Origin of the sequence: Rhizobium jaguaris (assembly GCF_003627755.1) — a bacterium.
In the GTDB taxonomy this organism is placed as follows: Bacteria; Pseudomonadota; Alphaproteobacteria; order Rhizobiales; family Rhizobiaceae; genus Rhizobium; species Rhizobium jaguaris.
This window is the reverse complement of record NZ_CP032694.1, coordinates 348996-367375: the sequence shown is the minus strand read 5'-3', so window position 1 is coordinate 367375 and position 18380 is coordinate 348996. Positions and strand designations below refer to the sequence as shown.

At 59.8% G+C, this 18380-nt stretch carries 11 protein-coding genes and 3 pseudogenes; 10 read left to right on the top strand and 4 right to left on the bottom strand.

The features are described 5' to 3' along the window. Window positions 1–1161 carry a Gfo/Idh/MocA family protein gene (locus CCGE525_RS01745; protein WP_120702783.1) on the bottom strand — a complete coding sequence of 387 codons (1161 nt, stop codon included), beginning with the start codon at window positions 1159–1161 and terminating at the stop codon, window positions 1–3. Window positions 1162–1356: 195 nt separating this feature from the next. Then, window positions 1357–1689, bottom strand: coding sequence for a hypothetical protein (locus CCGE525_RS01740; protein ID WP_120702782.1), 333 nt, complete (start codon window positions 1687–1689; stop codon window positions 1357–1359). Window positions 1690–1979: 290 nt separating this feature from the next. Between CCGE525_RS01740 and CCGE525_RS01735 the strand changes: the two genes are divergently transcribed. Further along, a complete protein-coding gene (locus CCGE525_RS01735) occupies window positions 1980–2816 on the top strand; it encodes a glycosyltransferase family 25 protein (protein ID WP_120702781.1) in 837 nt (278 codons plus the stop codon). Window positions 2817–2913: 97 nt separating this feature from the next. Here CCGE525_RS01735 and CCGE525_RS01730 read toward each other — a convergent pair. Next, a pseudogene (locus tag CCGE525_RS01730) lies at window positions 2914–4895 on the bottom strand (polysaccharide biosynthesis protein). A 214-nt stretch (window positions 4896–5109) separates the two neighbouring features. Next, window positions 5110–6785: pseudogene (locus tag CCGE525_RS01725) on the bottom strand (GumC family protein). A gap of 209 nt (window positions 6786–6994) precedes the next feature. Between CCGE525_RS01725 and CCGE525_RS01720 the strand changes: the two are divergent. The 9 genes and pseudogenes from CCGE525_RS01720 to CCGE525_RS01680 all read left to right on the top strand — a co-directional run bounded on the left by CCGE525_RS01720 (window position 6995) and on the right by CCGE525_RS01680 (window position 18324). Next, the gene (locus CCGE525_RS01720; protein ID WP_120702780.1) at window positions 6995–8071 is read left to right on the top strand and encodes a glycoside hydrolase family 5 protein; all 1077 of its coding nucleotides are present in this window, start codon (window positions 6995–6997) and stop codon (window positions 8069–8071) included. Between the two features lie 93 nt (window positions 8072–8164). After that, entirely contained in the window at window positions 8165–9409 is a 1245-nt protein-coding gene (locus tag CCGE525_RS01715) for a hypothetical protein (protein WP_120702779.1), read from the top strand. A 38-nt stretch (window positions 9410–9447) separates the two neighbouring features. Next, window positions 9448–10473, top strand: coding sequence for an acyltransferase family protein (locus CCGE525_RS01710; protein WP_120706195.1), 1026 nt, complete (start codon window positions 9448–9450; stop codon window positions 10471–10473). Window positions 10474–10666: 193 nt separating this feature from the next. After that, window positions 10667–11551 carry a formyltetrahydrofolate deformylase gene (purU, locus tag CCGE525_RS01705; protein ID WP_120702778.1) on the top strand — a complete coding sequence of 295 codons (885 nt, stop codon included), beginning with the start codon at window positions 10667–10669 and terminating at the stop codon, window positions 11549–11551. Between the two features lie 175 nt (window positions 11552–11726). Then, window positions 11727–12284 (top strand): hypothetical protein, encoded by a 558-nt coding sequence (locus CCGE525_RS01700; RefSeq protein WP_120702777.1) that lies wholly within the window; start codon window positions 11727–11729, stop codon window positions 12282–12284. Window positions 12285–12469: 185 nt separating this feature from the next. Next, window positions 12470–15396 (top strand): annotated as a pseudogene (locus tag CCGE525_RS01695) (aminotransferase). A gap of 511 nt (window positions 15397–15907) precedes the next feature. After that, complete coding sequence (locus CCGE525_RS01690; protein WP_120702776.1) at window positions 15908–16102, top strand: hypothetical protein; 195 nt, start codon at window positions 15908–15910, stop codon at window positions 16100–16102. Window positions 16103–16393: 291 nt separating this feature from the next. Continuing rightward, window positions 16394–17392: a P1 family peptidase gene (locus CCGE525_RS01685; RefSeq protein WP_120706194.1), complete on the top strand. Its 999-nt coding sequence runs from the start codon at window positions 16394–16396 to the stop codon at window positions 17390–17392. A gap of 14 nt (window positions 17393–17406) precedes the next feature. Continuing rightward, on the top strand, window positions 17407–18324 hold the full coding sequence (locus tag CCGE525_RS01680) for a LysR family transcriptional regulator (RefSeq protein ID WP_120702775.1): 918 nt from the start codon (window positions 17407–17409) through the stop codon (window positions 18322–18324). The last annotated feature ends 56 nt before the right edge of the window (window positions 18325–18380 follow it).

Below are 18380 nucleotides of genomic sequence, written 5' to 3'. Positions count from 1 at the left end.
CTATGCGGCTCGCGATTGCAGCGCTTCGTCGAACCTGTCCCAGATCGGACGCAGGTCCACGACCGCCCTCTTCATTCGCGCCTCGTCCATCGAAAGCGCCAAAATGCCGGCTTCCAGCGCGTTCAAGGTCGAGACTGGCAATTCCTGACCTGATTTGACATGCGCTATGACATCGGCGGCCATTTGTTCGTCGGCGCCGTAATGTTGGGAAAGCGCAGTTCGCGTCGCGTATTTCTTCTCGATTACCTTATTGCCCGTCAGCATTTCATGGATATTGAGGTAGCCGCGAATAAAATCGCCCTCAGCCATGCCCCGCGAACCCATGATGGCGAAACGACGGAACTGGTCCGGAACGTTCAGATTGGTGTGAAAATTCATACCGACGCCATTGGCGTATTCGATGATTGCGACCTGATAATCGATGATGTCGCCATCACTGTCGAAGACCTTATCCGAGCCCATCCAACCGCTGGGCTTGCGATGGAACAGTTCAAGGTCGTTGATCCCTTCCCTTGCGGGATCGTTTGCCGGAATGAAGCTCTTTCGCCCGCCGAAGCTAGCGACCCGCTCAGGACGCGCTCCGACCACGCCATTGTAGAGATCGAGGTCATGGCAACATTTCTCCAGCATAAAACTGCCGGAATAATGCTCGTAACGGCGCCAATCACGCATGAAGAAGGCACCGTGGTAAGGCTCGATGTGCTCGGCGGCTTCAATCGAAACGATGTGCCCCAGCTTTCCCGCAGCCTGCGCGGCCAGGAGGTCGCGGTACATCGGCGAATAGCGCAGCACGAGGCCGACCATCAGCCGCTCCTGACCGAATTTCGCCATCAGATGCGCAAGCTCGATGCTTTGCTCGATGGTGGAGACGATCGGTTTCTCGCAGAAGATCTTGAGGCCGGCCTCAAGCCCGAGACGAATATGATCGAGATGCATGTGGTTGGGCGAGCCGATCATCAGCAGATCGAGCTTTTCGCTGGCGATCAGCTCCTGTGGGGAAGCATAGGCTTTACCGGCCGAAATGCCCTGTTCGATCAAGCCGGGCAGGCCCGCCGGTTCCGGATCGACATAGCCCGCAATCTCGAAGCTGTCATCGATCGCTTTGAAAACATAACCCAGGTACCCCAGACGGAATCCGAGGCCAATGATCCCCACTCGCATACCCGTATCGTTCCCACTACGTAATTTATTTTCGTCAGCTTGAGGCAAATTTTCGCATTCGTCAACGAGATTCGGGAAAATACTCGAAAGTATGAAATTATTTTCAGATCGACCTATGAGAATAAGCAATCACTCCCGGGTAGACCGTACCAGGCCCGCACTCTTGCCGTCCGATTTTCGCAGGGATCGCCGAGCTTATCTGTTCGGGCCGTTATATTGCCAATACTGATAGTTCGGCTTGCTGGTGCCTTCGGAGATGACGCCATTCTCTTCGCAGATATAGCCGAGGCGCGGCAAATTGCGGAAGAAGATGCCCTCGTGGAAGCCGCGTATCCGCACCGTGGTCGTGCGGCATTCAAATTTTTCGTCGGCAGCCATCTTCGGTTCGAACACCCCCGGAAGGTCCTTATAAGGATAGACCGGGCGCACATAGGGCTTGGGGAGCAGCGGATTGCCTGCGAAACTCTGTGCAGGCAAGACGCTTGCGAGAAGCAAAGCAGCAATGACGATTTTCGGTCTGGTCCACATGGATTCCTAGGATCCTTCCGGCATGCGGGCGCAGCAATGATGCGTCGCATATCCCAGATATAGTGACGCTCGTGCGGAGCGCCAACGGCGGGCGCCGGAAAAGCTCGGAAACGGGCGGGTCCGTAAACGCGCATCCGTTCACAGCAAATTACGCTCGCGAAAAGGCTTTTACTTGAGCCTACATTACAAGCGTGCAATCTGAGTTTGCGAAAAGTAAGAAGCTTGTTATATAGTAGACTAACTATCGCTCTAGTTTATCATTGTCGGGTTTTCTATTTTTGGGAGTAAAGGTGATTCTCGAGCGGGCTAATCGGATCGTCCAATGCGCGGAGATACCTAGCGCCGACATTCTGGCACAGCATGTCCGCATTTACGTCATCAATCTCGACCGCTCGCCCGAACGCTGGGAAAGATTGTGCGGGCAGGCTGCCCAATATGGGATGAGCATCACCCGAATTCCCGCCATCGACGGCAGCACGATTCTGGAATGCGACCGTGTCGATTTCCAGCAGCGGCAATTCGTCTATCATAATGGGCGCAAATTGCTGGCCGGCGAATATGGCTGCTATCGCAGCCATCTGCTTGCCCTGCAGCAATTCGTCGCAAGCGGCGACAAGATGGCGATCATCATGGAGGATGATGTCGAGCTTAACCATCGGCTGATTCCGCGCGCGCTCGCCGCCATGGATAGCGTCTGCGGCGCACGTCTGGTGAAGCTGGTCAATCATCGTCTGGTCGGTTTCAAACCGATATCCGAAACCGCTGAAAGCGACGTCGTCGGCCGCTGCATGCATGGGCCGCAGGGGTCGGCGGCGTGCTACATCGTCAACCGGAAGGCTGCGAAGAGGCTGCTGGTCTCACTGAAACCGATGCTTCTTCCTTACGATGTCGCGCTCGAGCGTGGCTGGTCGACAGGGGTCGAAACCTTCTCCACGCTCGAAAACCTGGCGGATTTCAGTCCATTCCGTGCCGATACGACGATCGGCAAGCGTGTACATTACCGCGCCGCGAAGCGCCATTTTCTGCTGCGGCTCACCGCACACTGGTTCCGCACCTGCGATCAGCTCCGTCGCTGGGCCTATACCGTGAAGGCGAAGCCCCAATTGGTCGTGAGCGCCGAACGCTAGGGCCCGAGCGACTCAGCTTTTCACGCAGTCGCCTAATCGCCCTGTCTCTTTGTTTTTTCGCAATTCCGACGGAAAACGGTTCGCACTTTTCCCGGAGCTAAAGCCCTGCGACGCTGCCGAAGTCCGGCTGACCGACGGTCAGATCTACCTCGCGCTCACGGAAAACGAGGTCCACCACCTCGCCACTGGGCGCGTAGCCGGACACAAGCTTCTGCAAGAGGGTTCTTGCCAGCGGTATGTCATTTTCATCGAGCGCCGCTTCGAGGGCTGCGAGCCTTTTGAGAGTTCCACCCAGGGCAGGAAATCCTCCTTGGCCCGCATGATGCGCGGATGGCTTGTTGCCTGCGGATTGTCGCCGATCAGCAACTCTTCATAGAGTTTTTCGCCCGGCCTCAGGCCGGTGATCTCTAGCTCAATGTCTCCCTCCGGCTCGTCCTCGTCCTTCACGGTCAGGCCGGACAATTCCACCATGCGACGGGCGAGATCGGCAATCCGCACCGGTTCACCCATGTCAAGCAGGAAGACATCGCCGCCGCCTGACATGGCGCCGGCCTGGATGACGAGCTGCGACGCCTCGGGGATCGTCATAAAATAACGGGTGATGTCCGGATGCGTGAGCGTGATCGGCCCACCGTCGCGGATTTGCTGGCGGAAGAGCGGCACGACCGAGCCCGATGAACCCAGCACGTTACCGAATCGCACCATGGCGAAATTCGTGCCGCCGGCACCGGGCTTGCGGTCTGCGTCCATGGCCTGCAGCACCATCTCCGCCAGCCGCTTGCTGGCACCCATGACATTGGTGGGACGCACGGCCTTGTCCGTGCTGATCAGCACGAAATCCTCGACGCCGCAGTCGCGCGCCACCTCAGCGGTGGTCAGCGTTCCCAGCACATTGTTGCGAATACCTTCGACGGGATTGTATTCGACGAGCGGCACATGCTTGTAAGCGGCCGCATGGTAGACGGTCTTCGGCCGCCATGCCTCCATGATCTGCCTGAGCCGCCGGCCGTCGCGGATAGACGCCAGGAATGGAATGATGCGGACATCACCCTCTCCGGCCGTCACCGCCGATTTTTCCAGCTCGCCGTGAATGGCATACAGGCCGAATTCATTCTGCTCCACCAGCAGCAGGCAGGACGGGCCGTTCTTCAGGATCTGGCGGCAGAGTTCGCTGCCGATCGAACCGCCGGCACCCGTCACCATCACGACCTTGCCGCGGATGTTCTTGTCGATGAGCCCGCGATCCGGCGCAATCACATTGCGACCGAGCAGGTCTTCGATATCGAGTTCGCGGAGATCGGAAACAGCGACGCGTCCCTGAGCGAGCGCCGTCAGGTCCGGCATGGTGCGCACGGTGACGCGGGCCTTGCGCATGTTTTCCAAGATCTCGTTGCGGCGCTGTCGCGTCGCATTCGGCAAGGCAAGCAGGACGCCCTTGATATCGCCCGAAACCGCGAGCGCCGCCAGATCGGTGGGATCGTAGATCGGCAGGCCGCCCATGATGGCGCCATGCAGATGATTGTCGTCGTCGAGGTAACCGACAACGTTGAGTTCGGCACTGTTGGCAAGCGCGCCGGCGAGCTGCCGACCGGAGGCGCCGGCACCATAGATGAGCACCTTGGCGAGCTTGTTGCGGTTCAACAGGCGCTGATAGGCATTACCTAGCCAGTAGCGCGTCCACATGCGCGACAGGCCGATGGCGATCAGCAGCAGCAGCGGCTGCAGGATACCGACCGTACGCGGGACGCCGGGTACGCTGATCGCGGTAAAAATGGTCATGAAGGCAAGCGCATAGATCGCGACCGCCTTGACGACGGTCATGAAGGCCGACATGCCGGCGTAGCGGAAAATCGCGCGGTAAAGACCAAGGACGATGAAGATCGGGATGGCGACGAGGAGCGAAACGATCGCCGGGAGCCACTCGACACCCTCCAGAATCACCCAATCGTCCAGGCGGAGACAATAGGCGAACCAGACGGTCAGCACGCACAGGCTGGAATCGACGATCAGCGCCAACGCGCGTTTGGTCGAACGCGGCAACGCCAGGAATGGCAGCACGAGCTTATCCGCCGGTACCATGGGTCAATTTCCCCTGGCGCCAGTCAACGGAACAGCATACCCCTTCTCTCGCATAAATTGTCCCACTACGTATTACACGACACAGCATGATTGTCTTTATGCATTCATTAGAAAAATGCAATCATTCTCTGCACCACTCACCTTTAAAACAGCCGACGCGCAATTGCATCCCCGATCTTGAAAGAGCCATCGACCACACGAAGGACGATGGAGATCACTTCCCGAGATAGCCGCGGACCACGGGATGCCGGAACAGGCCGGCGAGGATGGCAAAGACCGCGCCGAGGGCTATACCGAACACGGCGCCGGCGATCAATCCGGCCACCATCATCACCTTCCGGCTCGGCCCGTCCGCCGTTAACGGCGGTTCGGCCTCGGAGATGACACGGATATTGCTTTGCGACAAATCCTGCGCGTCGCTGGTCTGGCCGGAACGCTTCAGCAGTGTCTCGTAAACCTCTCGGGCGGCGGCGGCCTTGCGCTCCAGTTCATTGAGACCGACCAGCTTGCCTGATGTATTGACCTGCGATGCCTTCTGCACCGCCAGTTCCTTGGCAATATCCTGCTCAGCCTTCTGGGCCTGCTGGTAATCGGCACGAGCCGACGCCGTCTGCCGCTGCAGCGCGCTGCGAATTTCAGCGGCGAGGCTGTCGAGCGAGGATTTGGCAGCGAGCAAGCGCGGATGACGGGCGCCGAGTTGGCTTTGCAGGCTGCCGACGGCGGCGGCGAGCGTTGCATACTGCTGACGCAGACTGCTGAGCGATGCGGACGTTACCGTCGTCGTCGAAGAGCCGTTGGAAACGACGTCCTCGAAGCTCAGTTTGTCGGCGGCGTCGGCGCGCGCCCTTACCTCGATCGTCTTTTGCTGGGCGGTCACCAGCATGTCGTTCAGCGCGGTCAGGCGCTTATCGGAAATCAGATTGCCTTCGACGGCGACCATATCGTTGTCGGCGCGATAGGCCTCGACCGCCTTTTCAGCGGAGAGCACCTGCTGGCGCAAATCTTCCAGCCTGCCATCGAGCGCGGTATTGCTGGTCTGATAGCTGTTTGCGGCAGCCTTGTTCTCTTCCTCCATGAAGGAGGTGACAAGCTGGTTTGCGATCTTGGCCGACTTTTGCGGATCGCGCGTCGTCACTTTCACCGTCACGACATAGGTGCTTGCCTCGCGGGCGATCTGCACCGCCTTCGCCAGCGTTCCGGTCGCCACGTATTTTGCCGCGTCGCCGGTGGCGCCGCCGTTGAATTGCGGATCCTGATCGAGCTTCAACGCATCGACGACCCGTCCCAGCACCTTGCCCGAGGAAAGGATCTGCGTCTGGCTGTCGATCATCGTCAGGATCAGTTCCGGCGCAGTGGGAGCGGCCTGGGGCCATCGGAGCCCCCCACTTGGCGAGGATCGAAATAGAGGCTGGTCTCGGCCGAGAATTTCTGCGGCAGCAACGGAATGATAGCGGCGCCGAGGACTGCGCCGACTATAGCGAGCGCAAGGACTAGCAGCTTTTTCGCCCAGATCGACCGGACTGCGGACTTCAAGTCAAGAAGCGGCATATCGGTCGCCGGCATCGGCGCAGGCGAAACCGTTTGCGGCGCGACAGCGACAACCGGCTCGACGACGGAGGGTGTCGCAACAACGGCCAGCTCCGCGATCGGCTGCGGTGCGACTTCCGCTTTTGGCTCGATCTCGCGGTGTACTTCGCCACGGCTGTGGATTGCCTGCTCTAGCGAGTTGGCGGGTTCCTCGGCCGCAACGGGCTCAACCTCATGGACAAAGTCCCTCGGGCGCACCACCGGGCTGCGCAGGCGCAAGCCCTCACGCCGTCCTTCGGACGGCTCGGTGCTGCGCCAACCCGGAAGTTGGCTCGATCGCTTGCTTCGTTCCAATGAGCTCATGTCAGACTTTCATGGGGTCCGCCGGCAGGTCCTGCCAGCAGATGCCCGGAGTTTAGAAATGTTTGGCTAACGGAACATTAAGGACGTTCCCAGGAAGTCCCATGGCAAACGTCGGCGAAGGCCAGCCAAGATCATGTCTTCATTAATATTCAACGTGGAAGCCCCTACGAAACGGGCTCACTGACGAGAGGGAAGAACAGGAGCCTGCAATGACCGGACTCGTTAAGAGTTTGCTGTGCCGATCACTCACCGCAATGGTTCTGCTCGCCTCCACCGCGCAGGCCGATCGCGGCTTTGCGGCGCAGCTTTGCTATCGCGGTATCAATCTTTCCGGCGCCGAATATGGCGATCGCAGCGGCGTGCTCGGCACCAACTATACCTATCCGTCGGAAGACACGCTGCGCTATTTCGCCGACAAGGGCATGAATGTCGTCCGCCTGCCTTTCCGCTGGGAGCGGCTGCAGCCGGTGCTGGGTCAATCTCTCGATGGCGCGGAACTGCAGCGGCTCAAGGATGCCGTCGACCTCATTCAAAAGCACGGCATGGCGGTTATCCTCGATCCGCATAATTTCGGCTATTACGACAAGGGCCAGCTCACCCAGGCACCTGCGACCGATCTCGCCTTCGGCGACTTCTGGGCGCGCCTCGCCGTCGAATTCGCCAATCAGAAGGGCGTGTTCTTCGGCCTGATGAACGAGCCGCATGATATCAAGGCGCCTGATTGGCTGGAGGCCGCCAATACCGCCATCCGCAGCATTCGCACGGTCGGCGCCCGCAACCTCATCCTCGTGCCCGGCACGAATTGGACCGGCGCATCGAGCTGGGCTGCCGACAAGCTCGGTGGCGGCGCGAACGATACCGTCATGCTCGGCGTCAGGGACCCGCTCGATTTCTACGCATTCGAGTTTCACCAATATCTCGATGCCGACAGTTCCGGCACGCATCCCGTCTGTGACGGCAGCGACCAGGCCAAACAGGGACTGACCGACGTCACGGCCTGGCTGCGCAAGAACGGGAAGCGTGGTTTTCTCGGTGAATTCGGCGTGGCGGGAAACGAGCCTTGCCTCGACGGGCTGAAGCAGGTTTTCGGTGTCATGGCTGATAATAGCGACGTCTGGCTCGGATGGACCTATTGGGCCGCCGGCGACTGGTGGCCACCACAGGAGCCATTGAACGTGCAGCCGCATGGCGGCAAGGATCGGCCGCAGATGAAGGTGATCACTTCCGCTGTCGGCAAGAAGACGCCGTTTGTACCGGCCTGCGCCAGCGTCAAGCCAGCGAGCTGATGGGCCGAAACGAAGGGCTGATAGCGCTTTGTGGCGAATCACGGCGCTGCTATGGTTGCGCCGGCCGATGGATGCGGCAGCCCTGGACATTTAATGAAAAGCCTCACGGACAAACAGCGCATCGATTACCCGATCCTGGCGATCACGCTGTTTTCGGTGCTCTACAACTGCATCCTTGCCTTTATCAATCACAACATCACCCCGCTTTCCGTTTCGCATGTCGTGCTTTGCGAAGGCATGATGATGCTTTCCAGCGTCGCCTATTTGTTGAAAAGAGGCATCTATGAGGAAGATCTGCCGATCTTCCTCTATCTGATATTCACGCTGATCATCACGATCTACATCACCGTGCTGAACCATGTGCCCTTCATCGACCAGTTCCGCAACGTGCTGATCATCGTTGCCTTCGCTGGCATCGGCAGTTGGGCGAGCGAGCGGACGGTGAAACTGGCGTTCCGCATCGGCTGTTTCTTCGTGCTGCTGTTCCTGGTCTGCGAGATCGTCAGCACGCCCTTCTATGTCAGCCTGTTCCATCCCGGCCAATATTTCGAGAATACCCGCGGCATCAAGCAGGCGAGCTTCAACAATACCGGCCTGTTTGCCAATGCGCTCGGTTTCGAGGGGCGCTTTTCCTTCGGCCTCATCAACCACCGTTCTTCGTCGATCTTCCTGGAGCAGGTATCGCTCGCCAATTTCTGCGGCGTCATCGTCATCTATCTGCTCTCGTTCTGGCCGAAGCTCGGCAGGATCGAGAAGGCGCTGTTCGTCTCGACGGTGGTGCTGATCCTGCTCACCAACGATACGCGCACGATGCTGATCTTCTCCTTCGTCAGTATCGTCGGCTATTTCGCCTTCCCGAAGATCCCGAAGGCGTTTGATCTCATCTTGATGCCGCTGATCATCCTGATCGGCTTCTTCGTGCATTTCATGAAGCCCAATGAAGTGGGCGACAATTTCACCGGCCGTGTCGGCGTCACGATCAAGAAGATGTTGGATCTCGATTTTCAGGCGATCCTCGGCTTGGACATTACGCGGATCGGGGAATTCGCCGACAGCGGTTACGTCTACCTTATCTACGGGTCGACAATCTTTGGCCTGATCATGTTCTGGCTGTTCGTCTGCCTTTATCCTGCCGGCACAACGCCTGCACAAAGACGCTGCGCTCATTCACTCTCTCTTTTCATTTTTCTGAATATGATGATCGGCGGCACGGCGATTTTTTCCATCAAGATCGCCGGGCTGCTCTGGCTGCTGATCGGTTATATGCGCGTTTCTGAAAGGCCGCGCACCGCCCGGACACAGCCGGCAAATGTGGATGGCAGCAGAGTGCCAGGCTGACCTTGCCTTGCGTCGGCCGCGGCCGCATGAGGATCGAGATGCTTGTTCAGTTGCAGTATCTGCGCGCCATCGCCGCGCTGATGGTCGTCTATTTTCATTCGGTGCTGCAGGTGCCGAAGGTCAATTCCGGCTTCGACTGGCAATTCCATCTCTTCGGAGAGACCGGCGTCGATATCTTCTTCGTGCTTAGCGGCTTCGTCATGTGGCTGACCACGGCCGGACGTGAAGTGCGCCCGCTTGATTTCTATCGCCGCCGCATCCAGCGCATTGTGCCGCTTTATTGGCTGGCAACACTGTTTTCCGCGGCCGTCGCTCTCATTGCGCCATCGATCCTCAAATCGACTGTGTTCGACATTCCGCACGTTGTGGCTTCTCTGCTGTTCCTGCCCTGGCGCAATCCCGCCGATCCCGGCCTCATCGCTCCCGTCGTCGTGCCCGGCTGGACGCTGAATTACGAGATGTTCTTCTATTTCGTCTTCGGCCTGTTGCTGCTCGTGCGCGAAAAATGGCGTCTCTATGCCCTCTTCGGCACGATGACGGCGATCATCCTTACTTGCCGTCTCTTTCCGGTCGAAACGACGGCCACCACGGTTTATGGCGACCCGATCATCTATGAATTCCTGGCGGGCGTCGTGCTCGCCAAGCTTTACCTTGAAAAGGTGCTGCTGCCGCAGGCGGTCGCCTGGCCGGCCCTGGTGGTTGGATTCGCCTTCCTGCTGATCAATGAGACGCTCTGCGATTCCAGCATGCGCTCCTATATGTGGGGCATTCCGGCTGTCGTCATTCTCTATTCGGCAGTCTCGATCGATTTCACCAAGCTGCCGGTCATCGGCTGGCTGAGCTATCTCGGCGACGCCTCCTACAGCATCTACATCACCCATGCCTTTACGCTGGCATTTCTGCGCGTCGTCTGCGGCGTGCTTAAGATCGATATCATGGCGCATGGCCCGGTTTTCGTCAGTTTCTGCATCGTCGGCTCAGCGATCGGCGGCGCGATCGTCCATGAGCTGACGACACCCAGCCGCTGGGCGAAATGGAAAAAGAAGCAGGCGGCCGTCGCCTGAGCCGTTTCCCATCGATCTGCGGCGGCTTTCCTTCACGACGACGGGGATACGCGTCTGAAAGGCGCAATAGGAACGGAATTTTCCGCCACCTATCTTAAGCTCTGTCGCGAGGAATGGGCGGGGAGCTTTCCCATGCCTTTCGATTGCTATAAGCGAGCGGCGGCACGACGAGCCGCCTTACGAGGGAAGAGACATGAAGAGCTATGTTCTACGGGTATCCTGCAAATCGACCCGCGGGATCGTTGCGGCGATAGCGAATTATCTGGCCGATCAAGGCTGCAACATCGTCGACTCCAGCCAGTTCGACGATCTCGATACCGGCAAGTTCTTCATGCGGGTCTCCTTCATCTCCGAAGAAGGTGTGGCTCAGGACGCCTTGGTCGAAGGCTTCAAGCCGGTCGCCGCCAAATTCGAGATGGACGCCGAGATCTACGATGCCCATAAGCGCATGAAGGTGCTGCTGATGGTGTCGCGCTTCGGCCATTGCCTCAACGACCTGCTCTACCGCTGGAAGATCGGCGCGCTGCCGATCGACATCGTCGGCGTCGTCTCCAACCATTTCGATTATCAGAAGGTAGTCGTCAACCACGACATTCCCTTCCACCACATCAGGGTGACGAAGGACAACAAGCCGCAGGCCGAAGCCCAGCTCATGGAACTCGTCGAGCAGACCGGCACCGAGCTGATCGTGCTGGCCCGCTACATGCAGGTGCTGTCGGATGCGCTCTGCAAGAAGATGTCGGGCCGGATCATCAACATCCACCATTCCTTCCTGCCGAGCTTCAAGGGCGCCAACCCCTACAAGCAGGCCTATGAGCGCGGCGTCAAGCTGATCGGCGCGACGGCGCATTACGTCACCGGCGATCTGGATGAAGGTCCGATCATCGAGCAGGACACCGCGCGCATCACGCATGCGCAGTCGGCGGAAGACTACGTCTCGATCGGCCGCGATGTCGAAAGCCAGGTGCTAGCTCGCGCCATCCATGCCCATATCCACTACCGCACCTTTCTCAACGGCAACCGCACCATCGTCTTCCCGGCGAGCCCCGGAAGCTATGCTTCGGAGCGGATGGGGTGAGATACGGTCGGCGCAGCCGATGAAGCATCGAACGCTCTGAGACCCAGCGAAGCGCCGGCTAGCCCGGCATTCGCAAACCTGGGCTTCGGTCTGGACGACCCCCTTTCCTTTTTCAGCCGAATTGCGATTTAATGCGGCCGACATCGAGTCGCTTGGAGGTTGCGGAGGAGGAGAGATGCCAGCATATCTGTGTAGAGTCCTGCCGCTCTCGGCCTTGGCTATCCTTCTGGCCGCGCAGGGCTCGACCGCCGCTACATCGGAGGAAGATCCTTCCAAGATCGATCTTGCCAAGCTGATCGAATGCACGACATACGACGTGCCGAGCTATAACAGCTTTACCATGTGGCTGACGGGACCGGAAAGCGACGAGGCGATGAAGCTGTTCGGCATTACCGAGCAGCCGTCGAACAGTCTTCTGCTGCGGGAATTCAAGCTGGCGAAGCCGATCACCGTTTTCGGGCGGCAGACCGACAGGATCGCCCTCGCCTCCTCCGGTCCGCTGGCCCTGCTCGACGAGGCCGATCCGCATCCAATTGCCAAAGAGCTGGATGTCACCGCAGCGGTCGACAGGTTCGACAAATTCCTCGCCGAGAAAGAGATATTCTCCAAGAAGGAGCAAATGGAGAATTCCGACACGGTGCTGCATACGCGCATTGCCCTCGACGTCTCGACCGATATCTACCATCCCGGTAAAACGCTGGCCGGTTGCAGCTATTCGATCGAGGTTGAGTGAGATCCCCTTCAGGAAGAAAAAGCTGGGGCGACCTTTGTGTGTTCAAATGAACGCACCGCGCTCTATGCAGGCGCGATCGGGAGCCTATCTTCCGTCCTATCGTTCGATCACCCTATTCGTTTTCGGTGATTTTCTTTTGGACGGAATGGTTTAGTGTCGATGCAGATGAACCATCCGGGGATGCCATGACCGACGCCGCGCTCGTCAATCGCATGCAACTGTCAAGACCGGATACGACGCCGGAAGCGGCGGCGGAGATCTTGCAGACGCATTACGGTCTGGTCGGAACGCTCACCGAACTCGGCAGCCAGCAGGACCGCAACTACCGCATCGACACCGGTGACAACAGCTACGTTCTGAAGATCTGCCGGACGGAATACGACACGGTCGAGCTGGAGGCGCAGAACGCAGCCATCCGCCATCTGCATGCCAAACCGGATGCACCGCGCGTGCCCAATATCGTGCCTGCGCTGAATGGCCGGGAAATCCTCGTCGTCACCATTCGCGAACAAGACTATCTCGTCCGGCTGCTCAGCTATCTCCCCGGTCGATCGCTGACGCGGCGCAAGCATCTGCCGATCGCCTCGGTCTCGGCACTCGGCGCTCTCTCAGCCCGGCTCGCCCGCGGTCTCGCTGATTTCGACCATCCCGGCCTGCACCGGAGTCTGCAATGGGATCTGCGCCGCGCCGGGCCCGTCGCCGTGCAGCTCCTGCAGGCGATCACAGACCATGAGGCACGCGACCGCATCGCCAAGGCAATGGTTGCGGCCGTCAAGCGCATCCAGCCGCTTGCGAGCGGGCTTCGCGTGCAGCCTGTCCATCACGACGTCACCGACGACAATGTCGTCAGTGACCCGGATGCGCATGGGCAGCCGGTTCCCGATGGGGTGATCGATTTTGGGGACATCATCCAGGGTTGGCTGGTGGGCGACCTCGCCGTCACCTGCGCCTCGTTGCTCCACCACGCCGAAGGCGATCCCTTCTACATCATCCCTGCCATCAAGGCCTATCACGCGATCTACCCGCTTGAGGAAGCCGAGTTGAGGGCGCTCTGGCCACTGGTCGTCGCCCGCGCCGTGATTCTCGCCGCCAGCGGCGAGCAACAGCTCGCCATCGATCCCGACAACGACTATGTGCGCGGCAATCTTGAATTCGAGCGCAAGATTTTCGACGTCGCCACCGGCGCGCAGCCCGAAGTGATGGAAGCAGCGATCCTCCGGGCCGCCGGCATCGACATTGCCCCGATCGCCACCGATAACTGGTCGGCGCTGCTGCCGGACATTGCGCCGGACCGCATTGCCGCCGTCGATCTTTCCGCGACCAGCGCGCATTTTGTCGACGGCAACTGGCAGAAGCCGGACATGGACTGGCGGCTGCTCGCCAAGGCGGCCATCGCCTCCGGCACGGCTGCGACGCGCTACGGCGAGTTCCGTCTGTCGCATGCCGATCTCCTCTGCATGACGCCGCCGCAGAATTTCGCGCTGCACAACGATGTCTGCCTGCCGGCCGGCACCGTGGTCGCCGCCCCCTTCGCCGGACGCATCCAATGGCACGGCCAGCACCTCGTTCTGGTAGGCGAAGCGGTCAGCCTGCATCTTGACGGCGTCGAGTGCGCGCTGGAAGAAGGCGCCGCAATCGAGCAAGGTGCTGATATCGGCACGATCGGCAGCGAAGGCTCGGCGATCGGCGGGCTGCGTGTACAGCTCTGCCGGGTCCAGGGACTGGTGCCGCCGCTCTTTGCCGCGCCACATCAGGCCGATGGCTGGTCGGCGGTCTGCCCTTCGCCGGCGATCCTCCTGAGCCAGGCTTGCGAAGCGCCACGGTTGGACAGCGCCGCACTTCTGGCCCGGCGCGAGGCGCATTTCGCCAAGCCGCAAAAACATTATTACGACGCGCCGCCGCAGATCGAGCGTGGCTGGCATGAATTCCTGTTCGACATGCAAGGCCGCGCCTATCTTGATATGGTCAACAACGTGGCCATGGTCGGTCATGCGCATCCGCGGCTGGCGGCCGCCGTCGAGCGGCAATGGTCGCGGCTCAACACCAACTCCCGCTTCCATTATGCGGCCGTTGCCGAATTTTCCGAGCGAGTGGCGGCGCTGGCGCCGGAGGGTCTCGACAGCGTCTTCCTTGTCAACAGCGGTTCCGAGGCCAACGATCTCGCCATCCGGCTTGCTTGGGCCTATACGGGCAAGAAAAACGTGCTGTGCCTGCTGGAGGCCTATCACGGCTGGACGCTGGGGAGCGACGCCGTCTCCACCTCAATAGCCGACAATCCGCAGGCGTTGACGACACGGCCGGACTGGGTGCATCCGCTCGTTTCTCCCAATAGCTATCGCGGCCCCTTCCGTGGTCCGGATTCGGCGGCGGATTACATGGCCGGCGTTACGACCTTGCTGGAGACCATCGATGAGAAGGGCGAGGGTCTCGCCGGTTTCATTGCCGAAGCCGTCTACGGCAATGCCGGCGGCATCGCCCTGCCGCGCGGCTATCTTGCCGATGTCTATGCCGCCGTCCGGAAGCGGGGCGGTCTCTGCATCGCCGACGAGGTGCAGGTGGGTTACGGCCGGCTTGGCCACCATTTCTGGGGTTTCGAGCAACAGGACGTCGTGCCCGATATCATCACCATCGCCAAAGGCATGGGCAACGGCCACCCGCTCGGTGCGGTCATCACCAGACGGGAGATCGCCGAATCACTGGAAAAGAAGGCTATTTCTTCTCGTCGGCCGGCGGCAGTCCGGTGAGCTCGGTCGTCGGCCTTACCGTGCTCGACATCATGAAGGACGAGAGTCTGCAGGAGAATGCCCGAATCATCGGCGATCATCTGAAGGTGGGACTGATCGCGCTGATGGAGCATTTTCCGCTGATCGGCGCCGTGCACGGCATGGGCCTCTATCTCGGCGTCGAATTCGTCCGCGATCACGAGACTCTGACGCCGGCCACGGAAGAAACCGCGGCCATCTGCGAACGGCTACTCGAACTCGGCATCATCATGCAGCCGACCGGCGATCACCTCAATGTGTTGAAGATAAAGCCGCCGCTTTGTCTTTCGGCTGACAGCGCGGGTTTCTTCGTCAAAGCGCTTGAAAAAGCGTTGGAAGACGGCCTCTAAGCTTATTTTTCCCGGCCGTTCATCTTTGAGGAGATTTCGTGACGAACCGATTTTAATCCTCCTGAGGCATTGTCGAATCCAATGCCAGTTCCTATCTCTCTGTCGGTGATCGGCGATGCCGTTTCAGCATGGGAGGTTGCGCGAACGTTGATACAACCTTTCTCGCAATTAGCTGGATTCGGAATTTTATTTTCTCGATCGTCGATATTTTGACATCTTTCGGAATATGTTTCTGAGGATGGAATGGCTATTATCTACTAAGATTGTAGACAATAGCACGCTGGATCGCGGGCCCTATCATTGGAGCCCATGCAAGTACAACGCCAACTAAGGAAGTGACATGCTGAATATTAAAGTCATCGCTTCGATCCTTGGGCGGTCCGTGCTTGACCATGACCGCTCGGGCGCATTCTCCCGCCCGTGCTGTCGAATGTGACGTTCGTCCCCTTATCGGATTCAAACAGTCAATTCGCCATGTCTGCGCCGCTAGGGTGCAGAGGGAGTATTTTTTATGAAGAAGCAAGTCATCGAGTATGCTGGCGTGCCCGTCGGCATCGTTGTTCCGGATGAAGACCGGCTGAAGTTCATCGCCGTGAAGTACCACGTCCATGATCTGGACGAGCAGCGTTTCAGAAGCGCGGACGAGGTTAAGCTCGCCATTCGCGATCTCCTCAATCGCCCGCAGGCTAAGCCGATTCACGTTTAATGGGTCGGCTTGGCGGTTCTTTTGCATCACAACATCACCCAGCCCTCGCTTCGACCACCTCGGAGTGAGGGTTGATGTTATCATCAGGCCGCATATCAGTTCGGCCTTCTTCGAGTTCTCGTGTTTTTCAGGTCCCCATCCTGGGTGTATTGCGGGACGTGGCGGAGAAATGCCTCGAAGACGAGGGCGGCCTAGGCAATATCAATCGCCGAAACCCATCTTGTCTTTTCGCCCTCTTTGCGATCCTATCGCCATGACGACCTCGCGCTTCGAAAGGCGAAGGATTTTTCATTGGCTGATCTCCTCAATCTCCTGACCGATATCGAAGGCATCGCCGTCGGTCATTGCACCGATCTTGCACTGGGCTCCGGCGTCACCGCCATCATCTTCGATGAACCGGCAGTCGCCTCCTGCTCTGTGCTCGGCGGTGCGCCGGGCGGACGGGACACGGCACTGCTCGATCCGGCGATGACAGTCGGTGTGGTCGACGGGCTGGTGTTGTCGGGCGGCTCGGCCTTCGGCCTTGATGCGGCGGGCGGTGTGCAGGCGGGCTTGCGCGACATCGGGCGCGGCCTGCAGGTCGGCACTGTGCGCGTGCCGCTGGTGCCGCAGGCGATCCTCTTCGATCTCATCAATGGCGGGAACAAGGACTGGGGCCTGCATTCGCCCTATCGTGACATGGGTTATGAAGCCTTCAAGGCCGCAGGCAAAGGCGCCTTCCCGCTCGGCACGGTCGGCGCGGGCACGGGGGCGACGACGGCGACGGTCAAGGGCGGCCTCGGCTCAGCCAGCGCCGTCAGCAGCCAGGGATATAGGGTCGCAGCCATCGTCGCCGTCAATGCGCTGGGTTCGGCCACCATCGGCGAAGGGCCGCATTTCTGGGCCGCGCCCTTCGAAATCGGCGGCGAATTCGGCGGCCTCGGCATGCCCAAAACCATCGACACGCGCCTGCGGCTGAAGGGCTCGAATGTTACGGCAACAACGATCGGCGCCATCGTCACCGACGCTGCATTGACCAAGGCGGAAGCGCATCGGCTGTCGGTCTGCGGCCATGACGGCCTTGCCCGCGCGCTCCTGCCCACGCATCTGCCGCTTGACGGCGACACGGTTTTTGCCGCTTCGACCAGCAAGCGCGAAAGGGACGACCTGCAAAGCTTCATGGAACTCTGCCATCTCGCCACCATCGTCATGGCGCGCGCAATTGCCCGCGGCGTCTACGAGGCGAGGGCGCTGCCCGTGGAAGGCGCGCAGCCGGCCTGGCGAGACCGCTTTCCGGACCGGATGATCTAGCCGGGGATTTATCCATGCAGATCCGGGCACTGATCTATTTCGACGAACTGGTGCGCACCAACTCCATGCGCCAAGCGGCAGAAAATCTGAACGTCGCGCCGACGGCGATCAGCCGGCAGATCGAAAATCTGGAATATCATTTCGGCACGCCCTTGGTCGAGCGTAGCGCCCGCGGGGTCAAGCTGACGGCCGCCGGTGAGCTGTTGGCGGTGCGCGCCGGACGGACGCTGCGCGAACTCGACCATGTGCACCAGCTCATCGAAGACCTGAAAGGCCTGCAGCGCGGCCGTGTCAGCGTCTATGCCAATGGCGCCACCGTCGCCAATCTGCTGGCGCCGGCGCTCGCCGAATTCAGCCTGCGCTATCCGAAGCTGCGTTTCGAAGTGACCATTACGAGCGCCCGCAACGCCATCGAAGCGGTCAACAGCGCCGAAGCCGATATCGCCGTTACGCTGTTTGCCCCGCCGCTTTCTGGCACGAAGGTGCGGCTGCGCTCCGAAATCGTCTATGACGTGATCGCCGCAACAAGCCATCCGCTGGCGGCGCAAAGGGACGTCTCTCTCACAGAACTCGCGGCGCATTCACTCGCCCTGCCTGACCACTCCTTCGGTGCGCGGCAAGCCTTCGATGCCCTGTTCGAGCGCGAGGGGTTGGTGCTCGATCCGGTGTTCGAGACCAGCTCGCTGGAAATGCAGAAGGAATTGGTGCTGCGCGGCGCGGCCATCACCATGCTGCCGGCGCTGACCGTGCAGCGCGAAATCCAGACCGGCCAGCTCGTGGCCCTGCCGGTCGCTGACGGCAAAGGGATCAGGACGCCGATCGATCTCTGCGTAGCGCTGGACCGGCAACTTTCCTTCGCCGCCGGCAAGCTTCTCGATTTCATCGAACGCTTCATGCGCGAACAGGTCGCGGGCAAGGGAAGACGTGATTGACCGGAGACGAGGGATTTCAACAGAGCCAATTCAGTGTAGCGATATCAGCTACACGG

Excerpts from the sequence above, each read along its gene's own strand:
- CCGE525_RS01720 (WP_120702780.1), top strand. The coding sequence starts at position 6,995 with ATGACCGGACTCGTTAAGAGTTTGCTGTGCCGATCACTCACCGCAATG.
- CCGE525_RS01740 (WP_120702782.1), bottom strand. The coding sequence starts at position 1,689 with ATGTGGACCAGACCGAAAATCGTCATTGCTGCTTTGCTTCTCGCAAGC.
- CCGE525_RS01745 (WP_120702783.1), bottom strand. The coding sequence starts at position 1,161 with ATGCGAGTGGGGATCATTGGCCTCGGATTCCGTCTGGGGTACCTGGGT.
- CCGE525_RS01680 (WP_120702775.1), top strand. The coding sequence starts at position 17,407 with ATGCAGATCCGGGCACTGATCTATTTCGACGAACTGGTGCGCACCAAC.
- purU (WP_120702778.1), top strand. The coding sequence starts at position 10,667 with ATGAAGAGCTATGTTCTACGGGTATCCTGCAAATCGACCCGCGGGATC.
- CCGE525_RS01715 (WP_120702779.1), top strand. The coding sequence starts at position 8,165 with ATGAAAAGCCTCACGGACAAACAGCGCATCGATTACCCGATCCTGGCG.
- CCGE525_RS01700 (WP_120702777.1), top strand. The coding sequence starts at position 11,727 with ATGCCAGCATATCTGTGTAGAGTCCTGCCGCTCTCGGCCTTGGCTATC.
- CCGE525_RS01710 (WP_120706195.1), top strand. The coding sequence starts at position 9,448 with ATGCTTGTTCAGTTGCAGTATCTGCGCGCCATCGCCGCGCTGATGGTC.
- CCGE525_RS01690 (WP_120702776.1), top strand. The coding sequence starts at position 15,908 with ATGAAGAAGCAAGTCATCGAGTATGCTGGCGTGCCCGTCGGCATCGTT.